At 66.8% G+C, this 13,210-nt stretch carries 15 protein-coding genes and 1 tRNA gene; 6 read left to right on the top strand and 10 right to left on the bottom strand.

From position 1 onward, the window contains the following. Positions 1-20: 20 nt before the first annotated feature. The 4 genes from mscL to AC1U2B_RS11655 form a co-directional block, all read right to left on the bottom strand. Positions 21-407, bottom strand: a complete 387-nt coding sequence (gene mscL / locus AC1U2B_RS11670) for a large-conductance mechanosensitive channel protein MscL (protein WP_480216923.1) — start codon at positions 405-407, stop codon at positions 21-23. Positions 408-548: 141 nt separating this feature from the next. Further along, positions 549-1,214, bottom strand: a complete 666-nt coding sequence (locus AC1U2B_RS11665; protein ID WP_480216922.1) for an SAF domain-containing protein — start codon at positions 1,212-1,214, stop codon at positions 549-551. Between the two features lie 63 nt (positions 1,215-1,277). Continuing rightward, positions 1,278-1,583: an FmdB family zinc ribbon protein gene (locus tag AC1U2B_RS11660; RefSeq protein ID WP_260973204.1), complete on the bottom strand. Its 306-nt coding sequence runs from the start codon at positions 1,581-1,583 to the stop codon at positions 1,278-1,280. Positions 1,584-1,854: 271 nt separating this feature from the next. Beyond that, positions 1,855-2,433: a 5-formyltetrahydrofolate cyclo-ligase gene (locus AC1U2B_RS11655; protein WP_480217291.1), complete on the bottom strand. Its 579-nt coding sequence runs from the start codon at positions 2,431-2,433 to the stop codon at positions 1,855-1,857. A 132-nt stretch (positions 2,434-2,565) separates the two neighbouring features. Here AC1U2B_RS11655 and AC1U2B_RS11650 point away from each other — a divergent pair, with 132 nt between their 5' ends. The 6 genes from AC1U2B_RS11650 to hchA all read left to right on the top strand — a co-directional run bounded on the left by AC1U2B_RS11650 (position 2,566) and on the right by hchA (position 7,970). Then, complete coding sequence (locus AC1U2B_RS11650; protein ID WP_071287862.1) at positions 2,566-3,480, top strand: UTP--glucose-1-phosphate uridylyltransferase; 915 nt, start codon at positions 2,566-2,568, stop codon at positions 3,478-3,480. 86 nt (positions 3,481-3,566) lie between these two features. Continuing rightward, positions 3,567-4,805 (top strand): molybdotransferase-like divisome protein Glp, encoded by a 1,239-nt coding sequence (gene glp, locus AC1U2B_RS11645; protein WP_480216921.1) that lies wholly within the window; start codon positions 3,567-3,569, stop codon positions 4,803-4,805. A 3-nt stretch (positions 4,806-4,808) separates the two neighbouring features. After that, complete coding sequence (locus AC1U2B_RS11640) at positions 4,809-5,462, top strand: GNAT family N-acetyltransferase (RefSeq protein ID WP_043398871.1); 654 nt, start codon at positions 4,809-4,811, stop codon at positions 5,460-5,462. A 193-nt stretch (positions 5,463-5,655) separates the two neighbouring features. Further along, positions 5,656-6,849, top strand: coding sequence for a divisome protein SepX/GlpR (sepX, locus tag AC1U2B_RS11635; protein WP_480216920.1), 1,194 nt, complete (start codon positions 5,656-5,658; stop codon positions 6,847-6,849). Positions 6,850-6,898: 49 nt separating this feature from the next. Further along, positions 6,899-6,971 (top strand) — tRNA-Ala (locus AC1U2B_RS11630). Between the two features lie 123 nt (positions 6,972-7,094). After that, positions 7,095-7,970, top strand: coding sequence for a glyoxalase III HchA (gene hchA / locus AC1U2B_RS11625; RefSeq protein ID WP_480216919.1), 876 nt, complete (start codon positions 7,095-7,097; stop codon positions 7,968-7,970). A 13-nt stretch (positions 7,971-7,983) separates the two neighbouring features. Here the strand turns inward: hchA and AC1U2B_RS11620 are convergent, their stop codons facing one another. The 6 genes from AC1U2B_RS11620 to AC1U2B_RS11595 form a co-directional block, all read right to left on the bottom strand. After that, positions 7,984-9,240: an MgtC/SapB family protein gene (locus tag AC1U2B_RS11620; protein WP_480216918.1), complete on the bottom strand. Its 1,257-nt coding sequence runs from the start codon at positions 9,238-9,240 to the stop codon at positions 7,984-7,986. Positions 9,241-9,254: 14 nt separating this feature from the next. Beyond that, the gene (locus AC1U2B_RS11615) at positions 9,255-10,052 is read right to left on the bottom strand and encodes an enoyl-CoA hydratase/isomerase family protein (protein ID WP_480216917.1); all 798 of its coding nucleotides are present in this window, start codon (positions 10,050-10,052) and stop codon (positions 9,255-9,257) included. An 80-nt stretch (positions 10,053-10,132) separates the two neighbouring features. Further along, a complete protein-coding gene (locus AC1U2B_RS11610; protein WP_480216916.1) occupies positions 10,133-11,047 on the bottom strand; it encodes a lysophospholipid acyltransferase family protein in 915 nt (304 codons plus the stop codon). Between the two features lie 60 nt (positions 11,048-11,107). Continuing rightward, on the bottom strand, positions 11,108-12,493 hold the full coding sequence (locus AC1U2B_RS11605; RefSeq protein ID WP_480216915.1) for an MFS transporter: 1,386 nt from the start codon (positions 12,491-12,493) through the stop codon (positions 11,108-11,110). 18 nt (positions 12,494-12,511) lie between these two features. Continuing rightward, a complete protein-coding gene (locus AC1U2B_RS11600) occupies positions 12,512-12,883 on the bottom strand; it encodes a WhiB family transcriptional regulator (protein ID WP_480216914.1) in 372 nt (123 codons plus the stop codon). Further along, positions 12,880-13,131, bottom strand: a complete 252-nt coding sequence (locus AC1U2B_RS11595) for a type B 50S ribosomal protein L31 (RefSeq protein ID WP_043398883.1) — start codon at positions 13,129-13,131, stop codon at positions 12,880-12,882. The genes AC1U2B_RS11600 and AC1U2B_RS11595 overlap by 4 nt, the downstream gene beginning before the upstream one ends. Positions 13,132-13,210: the final 79 nt, after the last annotated feature.

Genomic DNA, 13,210 nt, shown 5'->3' with positions numbered 1-13,210 from the left:
CGGGGGCTTTGTCGTTTCCGCTACTTCTTGTCGAGCGGGTCTTTCTTGTCCAAGAGGTCGCGGATCTGCGTCAGCAGTTCGACTTCCTGCTTGATCGCATCCTCCTTGGCGGCGCGGAACCTGCTGTACGGCAGCACGACCACGAAGTAGATGACGGCGGCGACGAGGACGAAGTTGATCGTCGCGCTCAAGACCGCGTTCAGGTCCATGTAGTTGTCGCCGAGCAGGTGGATGCGCAGGACGCCGTACGAGTGGTCGCCCCCGGCGCCGATGCTGGAGATCAGCGGCTGGATCACCTGGTCGGTGAATGACTTCACCAGCGTGGTGAACGCGGCGCCGATGACCACCGCGACCGCCAGATCGACGATGTTCCCCTGTGCGAGGAACTCTTTGAAGCCCTTAAGCATGACTGCCCTCCCTGTGATACGAGCTGTACCCACGAACGGTAAGGCTGGCCTGGGCTGCGCGCAGGAAGCAGCGGCCTGATGGTCGCAACAGATGCGGTCTGGTGACGAAATCGAAATCGGCCGCCAGGGAAATTTTGCGGGTCAGTGCAGGGTGATGGTGATCGCCCGGTGCAGAGCCGCCCCGGCGACGGCGTTGGCACTGTGCCGCGGCAGGGCGACGAGCACAACGCGTTCGTCGCCGGTCGTCGGTGACTTGAGGCGTTCGGATACCAGCACCACCCGGGCGTCGGTGGCGATGACCTCGGCCGACGACTCATCCGCTGCCGGGCCGGTGCTCTCTGGTCCCGCCAGGACGTCCACGACGTCGCCTGAGCGCAGCAGCTCCGGGAGCGCGGCGTCGGCCAGATGCAGTGGCACCATGCGGGCGTCGGGTCCGGCGGCAGCGGCCGTGAGCCGGGAACCGAGCAACCGCACGTCGGTGATGACCTCACCGCGTCGGGCTGGAGCGGCCAGAGTCGAGCCGACCGCGGCGCTTGATTCGCGCAGTGCGCCGTCGGGAATGCTTGGTGTAGAACGGGATTCGACGACGACGTCGTCAACAGTCAATGCTGAGCCGGGGGACAGGTCATGCTTGGCGACGACGACGGCGACCTGTCCGTCCCGTGGGTCGGGGCGAAATTCGATGACGGCCGCGAGGACCACCAGGAAGCCTGCGGCGACTCGGCGCGCGGCGGTGGTCCTGGCCCAATCGGGCCGCAGTTTCTGTGTCAGTCGGCCGATCAACGGCGCGTCGAGTGAATCCCCCATGCCGCAACGGTAGGGATTTTGCTCGGGAAACACAGGCCGGAAGGCGTCCGGCCTGTGGATAACTCAGCTGGACGCTGCGGCGGCCGGTGCGGTCGACGTCGTGCTGCTCGACGAGGACGACGACGACGAGTCCGACGAACTAGAGCTCGACTCGCTCTTGGCCGGTGCGGCCGCGGTGCTGGAGCTCTTCGAATCGCGGCTGTCGGTGCGGTAGAAGCCGCTGCCCTTGAAGACCACGCCGACGGAACCGAACAGCTTGCGCAGTCGGCCCTGGCACTTCGGGCATTCGGTCAGCGCGTCATCGCTGAATGCCTGCACGGCGTCGAACCGGTTGTCGCACTCGGTACACGCGTAGGAATAGGTCGGCACGGAAACCTCCGAGGTCGTCAAACTTGTTGGCACTCTACCGGGCTAAGTGCCAAAACAGCTATTCGGTCCCGGGCATTCCCGGGACGGCGGGATCCGCGGACCGGTGACGGCGGCAATTGCTTCCGGGAGTAGGGCGGGACACATAGCATTGTGTGCATGACTGGCAACATCACCAAAGGCAGCGGCTGCGACAACCCGGACTGCACCTGCGAGGACTGCAACTGCGGATCGGGATGTACCTGCGGCAAGGACTGACGTCCTCCCGTACCTCCTAGATACCTAGCCTGACCAGCCCTGACCTCGGCGACAGGGCGTGGGTCATCGGCACGTCGTGCGGTTCGGCGGGCAGCTCCGGCAGCAGGTCGTCGTCGTACACCACCGCCACGAGTAACGCGTCCGGCGCGGCCAGCGACAGCGAGCGGTCGTAGAAACCCGCACCGCGGCCCAGCCGGACACCGGCACGGTCGACGGCCAGCGCGGGGATCAGAATCACACCGGCCTGCCCGATCGCGTCGGGCGGCAGATGCGGTGTAGCCGGTTCGAGCAGCCCGAATTGAGCCTCCGTCAGGTGCCCGGGCCGATACCAGCCCCAGCTCAGTGGGGCGTCGGGGCGGGTCACCGGTAACAGCACTCGTGCTCCCGCCTCGATCAGGGCGTCCAGCATCGTGGGCGAACCGGGCTCGGTGCCGATCGGCACGTAGGCACACACAATGCCCCCGGGATCCACCACTTCCGGCACTCGCAGTGTCAGGGCTTCGGCGTCCGCCTGCCGCTGCTCGGGGGTCAGGGCGCGACGTCGACGCAGGATGGCGCTGCGCAGGTCACGCTTGCCGGCCTCGGGACTCACGATTACCACGGTGTCATATTTGCTCTTGCGGTGTTGTACACCTGTCCAGGTAATGGCTACTTTGACGTTGCCGCCGACCCCACCAATGCGCACCTTGGTGGGGCGGATCGAGGCAATGCCGTTATCGTGTGAACAATGACGACACAGACTTCAGTGCCGATGCCGCGCACCGCGGTGGTCCCGGCGGCTGGTCTGGGCACGCGTTTTCTGCCTGCCACCAAGACCGTGCCCAAGGAGTTGCTGCCGGTCGTCGACACCCCCGGTATCGAGCTGGTTGCTGCCGAGGCCGCTGACGCCGGTGGCGAGCGACTGGTGATCGTGACCTCGGAGGGCAAGGACGGCGTCGTTGCGCACTTCGTCGAGGACCTCATCCTCGAAGGAACGCTCGAGGCGCGCGGCAAGCACGTGATGCTCGAGAAGGTGCGGCGGGCGCCCGCGTTGATCAAGGTGGAGTCGGTCGTTCAGGCCGAGCCGCTCGGCCTGGGACACGCCGTCAGTTGCGTCGAGCCGGTGCTGCTGCCCGACGAGGATGCCATCGCGGTCTTGCTACCCGACGATCTGGTGCTGCCGACCGGCGTGCTGGTGACCATGGCGAAGGTGCGCGCCAAGCGTGGCGGTTCCGTGCTGTGCGCCATCGAGGTGCCCAAGGACGAGATCAGCGCCTACGGCGTGTTCGACGTCGAGACGGTGCCCGACGCGGCCAACCCGAATGTGTTGCGCGTCAAGGGCATGGTGGAAAAGCCCAAGGTCGAGGACGCCCCGTCGCTGTACGCGGCGGCCGGCCGGTACATCCTGGACCGCGCCATCTTCGACGCGCTGCGGCGTGTGCAGAAGGGTGTCGGCGGTGAGATCCAGCTGACCGATGCCATCGCGCTGCTCATCGAGGACGGCCACCCCGTGCACGTGGTGGTGCACCGCGGGTCCCGACACGACCTGGGAAATCCCGGCGGCTACCTTAAAGCTGCGGTTGACTTTGCGTTGGAACGCGACGACTACGGCCCGGAATTGCGGCGGTGGTTGGTCGAGCGATTGGGTCTTGCCGAGCGCTGAGCGCCTGACACCGGCGGTACGGTTGGCCCGAACATGCGCGAGCATGTGGTCAGCCACGGTGTACGAGGTATCCAGAAAGGCGAGCTGTGCGTTCGGTTGAAGAACAGCAGGCCCGGGTTGCGGCTGCGGCGGTAGCGCCGCGACCGCTGCGGGTGGCGATTGCCGAAGCGCAGGGCCTGATGTGCGCCGAAGAGGTTGTCACCGAACGACCGCTGCCCGGGTTCGATCAAGCCGCCATCGATGGCTACGCGGTGCGCAGTGTCGACGTGATGGGTGCGGACTCCGGCGGCGACAGTGACGTCACTCTGCCCGTGGTCTCGACCATCGCTGCTGGTGAACGCACTCCCACCCGGCTGCAGCCGCGTCAGGCCGCACGGGTGCAGACCGGTGCGCCGATGCCGACCCTCGCCGATGCGGTGCTGCCGCTGCGCTGGACCGACGGCGGCACAGCGCGGGTCCGGGTCCTGCGCGGTGTGCGGTCCGGCGCCTATGTGCGTCGTACCGGGGATGACGTGCAGCCGGGCGACGTCGCGGTGCGTGCCGGCACCATCATCGGGCCGGCGCAGGTCGGCCTGCTGGCGGCCGTGGGCCGCGAACGTGTGCTGGTCCACCCGAAGCCGCGGCTGACGATCATCTCCGTCGGCGGTGAGCTGGTCGACATCTCCCGGACGCCCGGAAACGGCCAGGTCTACGACGTCAACTCCTACGCGCTGGCCGCTGCCGGCCGGGACGCCGGCGCCGAGGTGAACCGGGTCGGCATCGTGGACGGCGATCCCAAGACGCTGCGCGACGTGGTCGAAGGACAGTTGAGCCGGTCGGAACTCGTGGTGATCGCGGGGGCCGTCGGTGGTGCGGCGGCCGAGGGCGTGCGTTCGGTCCTCGCTGAGCTGGGGGAGATGGAGGTCGCCCGGATCGCGATGCATCCCGGGTCGGTGCAGGGCTTCGGAACGCTCGGACGTGACGGCGTCCCGGTCTTCCTGCTGCCGGCGAACCCGGTGAGCGCCCTCGTGGTCTTCGAGGTGATGGTGCGGCCGTTGATCCGGATGTCGCTGGGCAAGCGGCAGCCGATGCGGCGCGTCGTGCCGGCCCGCACGTTGTCTCCCATCTCATCGGTGGTGGGGCGCAAGGGATTTCTGCGTGGCCAGTTGATGCGTGATCAGGACACCGGCGAATATCTGGTGCAGGCGCTGGGCGGCGCGCCGGGCGCGTCGCATCTGCTGGCGACCCTCGCCGAGGCGAACTGCTTGGTGGTCGTGCCCACCGAGGCCGAACAGATCCGTACCGGCGAGTCCGTTGACGTGGCCTTTTTGGCGCAGCGCGGCTGAGCCGTGAACCTGTTGCGATCGAGTGCTGTGCATCCGGGCTGGCCGCTGTCGGTGGGCCCGATCCGCGTGCATGCCGGAGTGATCCGGTTGCGTCCGGTGCGGTTGCGCGACGGCGCGGTGTGGAGCCGGATGCGGCTGACCGACCGTGCGCACCTGGAGCCCTGGGAACCGGTCGGTGAGGTGGATTGGACTGCGCGCCATGCTGTTTCGTCATGGCCGGCGCTGTGCTCGGGGTTGCGGTCGGAGGCCCGGCGCGGGCGAATGCTGCCGTACGTCATCGAGTTGGACGGTGAGTTCTGCGGTCAGCTGACCATCGGCAATGTGACGCATGGAGCGCTGCGGTCGGCGTGGATCGGTTATTGGGTGGCACGCCAGTTCACCGGCGGCGGGATCGCGACGGCAGCGCTGGCGCTGGGCGTCGATCACGCCTTCGGTCCGGTCGGGCTGCACCGCATCGAGGCGACGGTGCGTCCGGAAAACGGTCCGAGCCGGTCGGTGCTGGCGCGGGTGGGCTTCCGCGAAGAGGGCCTGCTGCAGCGCTACCTGGAAGTCGACGGGGCGTGGCGGGACCATCTGCTGGTGGCCATGACGGTGGAGGAGATGTCCCAGTCGGCGTCATCGGCGCTGGTCAGGGATGGGCGAGCCGCCTGGGTTTGAGTGATTTGTGCACGGTTTTGCCCGGTAGGCGCGGCAAATCGTGCACAAATCGGAAAACGGCCGTGTTGCAGATGTGACATCTGTGGCTGATGTGCTTGTAAGTAGCGAATTACAGGTGTGTAATTGACCCTGGCGCGTCGGCTTCGGATGCGCTGGTCACCGACCTAATCTGATGGGGAAAGGAGCCGGCGACATGCCAAGCATCCCCCAATCCCTCCTGTGGATATCCCTCGTCGTGTTGTGGCTTTTCGTGCTGGTGCCGATGTTGATCAGCAAGCGCGAGAACGTCCGCCGGACGAGCGATGTCGCGTTGGCGACCCGTGTGCTCAACACGAACGGCAACAGCCGACTGCGACGCCGCAGCGGGCCCGCCACCGGTCACTTCAGCGACCCGCACTGGAAACAGGATGAGGACCTCACCGCGTTCGAAGAGGACTTCGCGCGCAGCGATGCGACCACCGACTCGATCCCGGTCGCCGACCCGGAAGCCGATTCACCGCGTTCGGTGGTGCTGGCCGATCAGGTCGTCGTCGAGGAATCGGCGTATCTCGATGTCGAGGTCGTCGAGATGGACTCCGGTGCGCTGCCGATCGGCGCCTCAGGGCGCATGAAAGCGGTTCCCGAGCCTGAAACCCACGAGCAGCCAACACTTTTCGACGACGTCGCGACGCCGACCATGGCGATCCGGACCGTTTCCGAGGCCGACTTCGAGCCGGAGGAGGCGCACACCGACGAGATGACGGCGGCGGACTTCGACGAGCCCGAGGCCGAGCCGACCACCGACGTCCACGAGGCCGTCGCGGCTGACGAGGCTGCCGAAGCTGTCGAAGCTGTCGCGGAACAGGCCGAGGAAGAGGCCGAGGACGGCACCGAACACGACTACGAGTACGTCGACGACACCTCGGGTGTCGAGGCGGTGTCGGAGGACGAGCCGAAGCTGGCCGACTCGATGTCGCACGCGCGCCGCAACCGCTACGAGTCGAAGGCCGCCGTCGCGGCCGCCGAGCGCAAGTACCGGTTCCGCAGCCGGATGCTGTCCGGCATGGCGGTGGCGATCCTGTTCACCGGTATCGCCGCCTACGCGCTGTCGCCCGGCATGTGGTGGGTGTGCGGCACGGTCAGCGCCATCTCCGTGCTGTACCTGGCGTACCTGCGCCGTCAGACGCGGATCGAAGAGCAGCTGCGGCGCCGTCGTGCCCAGCGCATGATGCGGTCCCGGCACGGCGTGGAGAACACGCAAGACGAGGAATTCGACGTCGTGCCGTCCCGGCTGCGCCGCCCGGGCGCCGCCGTCCTGGACATCGACGACGAGGATCCGATCTTCGAACACCTGGAATATGCCCGGATGGGCAGGGAGTACGACCTGCCCCGGGCGGCCGGGCAGTAAGTCGGTTTTTATGTGACGGACCGGTGCTGGTAGCCTTTGCATCCGGTAAGGGGCTATAGCGCAGTTGGTAGCGCGTCTCGTTCGCATCGAGAAGGTCAGGGGTTCGATTCCCCTTAGCTCCACAGAGATTGAAATGGGGCCGGTGAATACCGGCCCCATTTCTGTTCTGCGGACCTACCGCGATAGTCGGGAAGTTCATAGGCTGGCAGGGTCGTCCCACATCCCCGCAAGGTCAGGACACCGTCGTGAGCGAATCCGAACTGAGCAAATCCCCGACACCCGATCCGGCTGAGGACAACGCCTTCTTTCCCTCGGCGTACTCGTTGAGCCAATACACCTCGGACAGAACCGATTTCGGTGGCGTCCAGCATGCCGGCGCCTATACCGGCGGGCGGTGGAAGGTGCTGATGATCGCCACCGACGAGCGATATCTGCTGATGGACAACGGCACGATGTTCTCCACCGGGAACCATCCTGTCGAGATGCTGCTGCCGCTGCACCATCTGATGGCGGCGGGCTTCGACGTCGACGTCGCCACCATCACTGGGAACCCGGCCAAGCTGGAGCTGTGGGCGATGCCGGGCAAGGACGAGGCGGTGCTCCAGACCTATGCCGCGCTCAAGCCCCAGCTCAAGGAGCCGTTGAATCTTCGTGACGTGATCGCCGACAAGCTGGGCCCCGACTCCGACTACCTGGCGGTGTTCATCCCGGGTGGCCACGGCGTCGAGGTCGGCATCCCGTTCAGCCCCGAGGTCGGTCAGGACCTCGACTGGGCACTGGCCAACGACAAGTTCATCATCACGCTGTGTCATGGTCCCGCGAGCCTGCTCGCGGCCGCGATCGGCAAGGAGGACTCGCCGTTCAAGGGCTACAGCATCTGCGTCTTCCCCGACGCGCTGGACAAGGGGCCCAACAAGGACATCGGCTACCTGCCCGGCGGGCTGCGGCTGTTCATCGCCGAGGCGCTGGAGGACCAGGGCTTGAAGGTGGTCAATGACCAGATGACCGGACAGGTCCATCAGGACCGCCGGCTGCTCACCGGGGACAGCCCGCTGGCCTCGAACAACCTGGGTCTGCTCGCTGCGGATGCGTTGGTCGAGGCGGTGTCGACCGAGGGCTGACCGGCGATCAGAATTACGTCGCGGTCATCGTCAGGGCCAGGACGACTCCGAAAACCACTGCAGGCGGCGTCATCCCGGCGAGAAACCGAAGCCCGAACCGACGACCACCGGCGGTGAACGCCAGCACCATTTTGACGATCAGGTTGGAGCCGAGCGCGGCTGCCACGGCGACGAGTGCGGTATCGACGGTGATATCGCCCTTGGCGGCAAGGCTCGCGGCGGCCACCGCACCGGCGTGCGCATCGGCCAGGCCGGCGGCGAACGCGGCGAGCACAGTGCCCCCGGCGCCGAGCACATCAGCACCCCACCGACCGACCAGCAGCGCAAGGGTCAGGACGGCGGCGAGGATCAGCGCCGGCCGCAGTGCGAAAGGTCGGGTTGTGGGGGCTGCGACGGCGTCGTGGTCGGGGGACGGCTTGTCCTCGGTGAGCCGCCCAGCTCCTCGGTAGACGACGGCGGCGATCGCGACCAGCACGACGGCACCCGCGACGACGGGCGGCCATAGGCGCTTGAGCACTTCGGTATCGACCACGGCGATCACGATGAGCAGCTGAACAAAAGTGGCCAGGCTGGCCAGCAGAGCGCTGGCCAGGGGCGCCCGCAAGCTCGGTGTCGTGCGGCTGAGCCGCCCCATGGACGCCGTCGTTGCGCTCGCTGAGACGAATCCGCCCGCGATGCCGGTGATGAGCAGGCCGCGTTCCGGGCCGAGCGCCCGAACACCGATGTAGCCGACCCAGCCGATGCCGGTGAGCAGCACAACGAGGAGCCAGACCTTCTCCGGATTGAGGACGCCGTACGGTCCCAGCCCGCGATCCGGTAGCAGCGGCAGGATCACGAACGCGACGACGAGAAACTTGATGGCATCTTCCAGTTCGACCTCGGTCATGATGTCGCGGGCGAAACGATGGATGCGGGTTTTCGAGACGAGCAGACCGGCTACGACGACGGCGAGGGCCACGGCCAGCGCGGGGCGGGAATAGGCAAGGGCGCCAAGGAGGTACGCGACAAGTGCGGCTGTCGCCGTGGTGGTCCCTGGGTCTTCGTCGCTGGTGCGGAAGTAGGCGAGGGCGACGAGCGCACCGACGCCGAGAAATACCGCGACGACGGCCCATTGGCCGAAACCCGCTGCGACTGCACCGGCCAGCGACAGCAGCGCGAACGAGCGTGATCCTGCGGGAAGTTTGCGCGTGTGACTCCGCTCGCGCTCCAGGCCCAGCAGCAGCCCGATGGCGAGCGCTACCAGAAAGGGTTCGATCTGCTGCCAGCTCACGTAGGCCCCTGCGGCTATCGCGCCGACGGAAACTGCGGTGTGCGCTTCTCGCGTAGCGCCGTATAGCCCTCGACGACATCCGGTCCGAGGAACGTCAGCATCTCGTAGGCCGCCGATTGGTCGAAGATGGGGCCGGCATTGCGGAGCCAGTTGTTGAGTGCGCGTTTGGTGAGCCGGATGGCCTGCTGGGCGCCGGTCGCGAGCACGTCGGCCACCCGGAGTGCTTCGTCCAGAACCTCTTCGCGGGGTAGGGCTTTGGCGACCATGCCGATGCGCTCGGCCTCGATGCCGTCGATCATCTCGCCCGTCATGAGGTAGTACTTCGCCTTCGCGGTTCCGGCCAGCAGCGGCCAGATGATCGCGGCATGGTCGCCCGCTGCGACACCGAGTTTGACGTGCCCGTCGCCGATCTTGGCGTCTTCGGCGATGATCGCCACGTCGGCCAGTAGCGCGGCCACGGCGCCGGCGCCGACCGCGACGCCATTGATCGCGGACACGATCGGCTTGTCGCAGTTGATCATGTTGTAGACCAGGTCGCTCATCTCGTCGAGCATGTGCGAGACCCGGCCGTAGTCGCCGGCCATGCGTTCGACCATGGCCAGATCCCCACCGGCGCTGAACGCCTTTCCCGCGCCGGTGATCACGGCCACCCGGGTTTCCGGGTCGGCCGCGATGTCCTTCCAGATGTTGGCCAGTTCAGCGTGCATGCCCTCGTCGGCGGCGTTGTACTTTTCCGGCCGGTTGAGGGTGATCAGCAGGACGCCGTTGTCCCGGCGCGTCAGGGACAGCTGCTGGTAGTCGGTGAGTGCCATCTCGCTAAGCCTTTCTGCTGCATGCGGGTGCATACAGACCGATGGCAACTCACGTTACGGTCTCCCGACCGCCGTCGTGGTCAGCCCGCGCAGACGACGGCCTCGGGCGGCTGAGCTGCCCGCGACCAGGCCAACGGATTCAGGCTGCGATACGGATCCCCGGCCCGGACTTCCTGCAGGTCGGCCAGGATCTGTTCCAGCGCTTGCTGAGTCGTGGACTTGACGGTCTCCACCCACCGGGCGTGGTTGGTTCGGCTGGTCGGCGCGGTGGTGGAAATCGGCTCGCCGAATTCCAGATACATGCGCTGCGGGCGGGGGATCAGTGTCGGCCCGATGCCGCGCACCAAAGGCATCGCCATGTCGGTGCGGCCACCGAACCGCTCGCCGATGGACTGGCTGAGCCGGCCCAGCGGGCTGTCGCGTTCGATGAGGGGTTCGTAGACGTCGTCACTACCGACCAGGCCGACGGGCACGATCGGGTATCCGCTTTCGATGGCCACGCGCGCGAAACCGTTTCGGCCGTCCCATTTCAGCTGGTACTCCTCGCCCTTGAACTTGGGCATCTCGCGTCCGCCGCCGGGGAAGACCAGCACGGTCTCGTTGTGCCGCATCAGTTCCCGCGCGGTGTCGGGGTGGCCGACCACGCCGCCATAGGCGGCGACCAGATCGCCGCCGAAGCCCTTGGCCTGTGCCAGGCCCCGCTCGGCCAGGGGCCGTACTTGCACTCCGAGCTCGCGGCGGGTGAAGTACGGCATCAGCAGTATCTCGGCGAAGCCGAATGCGGTGTGATTGCCGACCAACAGGAAGCGTCCGTCTCGGGGCAGTCGGTCCAGCCCGGTGACGTATGGCCGGTACAGGTCCATCAGTGGGTCGAGGGCATCGCCGGTGGCGTCCAACACGTTTCGCAGTGTGCGGACGCGTTGTGGCGGATCCATGATGGCGGCGATCTCGTCGTCGGTGACGGTCGGTCGGCCCTGTGGCGGTCCGAATCCCATCGTTGCTCCCGTCGGTGTGGTGGTGTTGACACCACGGTACCGACAGTTTTGCTAGCTCAGCTAATATTTTCCTGTGAAGTTCGCAACCCTGTCGCGCGCCCTCCAGAGCACCGCGAGTCCCGCCGGGAGCAGCAACGCCGCGATCACCAGCAGGATGCGTTCGATCCCGGCTGCCGTCGTGAAGTGTTGGTGCTGAAGGACTTCCAGCACGGTTCCTGATACCGCGACACCGACGCCCGCGATCGTGACCAGCGCGGTGAGGGTGACGCCCGCTGCCTCTCCGGCGCGCTCGGGTGCGACGACCGTCTGCGTGGCCACGGTGGTGAAGGCGTACACCAGGCCCATGGTGAATCCGCAGATCGTCAACGCCGCGAGGTACGGCACCCAGTGCTGCGAAACAGCCAGCCCGGCAAGCGATACCGCCGCCGCGGTGCACCCGGCGCCCATGACCACGACCGGCGCGAACCGGGCGGCGATCCGGCCGGACAGCACGCCGCCCAGGGCGGCTCCCGCCGAAGGCCCGAGGAACGCGATGCCGGCAGCCAAGGGGGTGAGTCCGTGGACCTGCTGCAGGTTCATCGTCGACAGGAACACCGTCACGGTGTAGGCGACGTTCGCGGTGGTGCCCGCGATCACCAGGATGGCGAACGTCGGGTTCCGCAGCAGTGTCAGGTTCACCAGTGGAGCGCGGACCCGCCGCTCGACGGCGACGAACGCCGTCAGCACCACGATCGAGACGGCGAACGCGGTGACCGTCTGGGGCGACAGCCAACCCCATGTCGGCGCTCGGTCGAACGAGACGGTGAAAAGCCCGATGCCGGTGGTGATGAGAGCCAGCCCAAGGACATCGATCCGGCGGCCGGCGGTGTCGTCGGAGCTCTCCGGAATGGTCTTTGCACCGATGCCGAAGGCGATCGCGGACAGCGGCACCAGTAGCCAGAAGATCGCACGCCAGCCGAGTGTCTGGGTGAGCAGGCCGCCTACCAACGGGCCGGCGGCATTTCCCAGCCCGGCAATGCCGTACGCCAATCCGATTGCCTGACTGGACTTCTCGGCGGGAAACGCGTTGGTCAGCGCGCTGACCGAGACCGGGAAGATGAACGCCGCACCGATGCCCTGCAGCGCCCGAAACCCGATGACGGCAACGGCGGTGGGTGCCAGGGCGCAGCCCACCGAGGCGATGCCGAACAGGGCGATGCCACCGAGCAGCGCGCGGCGGCGGCCGAAGATGTCACCGATGCGGCCGGCCGGCACCATGAAGGCGCCGAGGGTGAGCATGTAGATGCTGACCACCCATTGCAGATCGGTTGTGGTGGAGCCCAAATCGGCTGCCATGCGGGGCAGCGCCAGATTCATGGCGAAGTAGTCGAGCTGTACGCAGAACAGCGCGGTCGAGACCGCCGTGAGGATCCACCGCGAGCGCACGGGACCAACACTGGGGGTCACGAGTTGACGATACGGCCCTCAGTGGTTGAACTCGGGCCTATTCGGGAACCCGCGCAACGCGGCTCGTTCCTTCGGTGTCGTCGCACCCCAGATGCCGTAGGGCTCACCGGCTTCCATGGCGTGGCCGAGGCAATCACGCAGGACGGGGCAGTGGTGGCAGATCTGCTTGGCGTGCTCTTCGTGCGCGATTCGCCGCGCGCCGCGGTCGTCATCACCGGTGTAGAACACCTCGGCCGGCAGTCCACGGCACCGGGCATGCAACTGCCAGTCCCAGGCTGCGGTGGTGACCGCGCCCCGCGTGTGGCMCGCGGGGCGCGGCCGGGGCCGGATGGTGCGTGAAGGAGAGCCGAATGTTTCGCCGGGGTAAGGGGAAACCTGCGGCAAGGTCATCGGCCGTACTTGCGATTGAACTTCTCGACGCGGCCGGCGGTATCCAGGATCTGGCGCTTGCCGGTCCACACCGGGTGCGAATCCGAGGTGACGTCGACGACGATCAGGGGGTAGGTGTGAACTCCGTCGGCGGTCTGCCATTCGATGGTTCGCGAACTGGTGGCGGTGGATCGGGTCAGGAACGTGCGTCCGGTGGTGGCGTCCTGGAAGACGACGGGGTGGTAGTCGGGGTGAATGCCGGCTTTCATGAGGACCTCCAGCGACTAAGTGAAAATCGTTTTCAATAAGGCGTGGCCGACGATACCTGAACCGCGCAGGCTTGTCGAA

This window comes from Mycolicibacterium sp. P4_G11, assembly GCF_056555145.1.
Note: the sequence above shows the minus strand (reverse complement) of the source record. Positions and strands in the feature narration are given on the sequence as shown.

Coding starts and splice junctions, on each gene's coding strand:
- AC1U2B_RS11615 (WP_480216917.1), bottom strand. CDS start 10,052: ATGGCACTCACCGACTACCAGCAGCTGTCCCTGACGCGCCGGGACAAC.
- mscL (WP_480216923.1), bottom strand. CDS start 407: ATGCTTAAGGGCTTCAAAGAGTTCCTCGCACAGGGGAACATCGTCGAT.
- AC1U2B_RS11665 (WP_480216922.1), bottom strand. CDS start 1,214: ATGGGGGATTCACTCGACGCGCCGTTGATCGGCCGACTGACACAGAAA.
- sepX (WP_480216920.1), top strand. CDS start 5,656: ATGCCAAGCATCCCCCAATCCCTCCTGTGGATATCCCTCGTCGTGTTG.
- AC1U2B_RS11595 (WP_043398883.1), bottom strand. CDS start 13,131: ATGAAAGCCGGCATTCACCCCGACTACCACCCCGTCGTCTTCCAGGAC.
- AC1U2B_RS11650 (WP_071287862.1), top strand. CDS start 2,566: ATGACGACACAGACTTCAGTGCCGATGCCGCGCACCGCGGTGGTCCCG.
- AC1U2B_RS11610 (WP_480216916.1), bottom strand. CDS start 11,047: ATGGGATTCGGACCGCCACAGGGCCGACCGACCGTCACCGACGACGAG.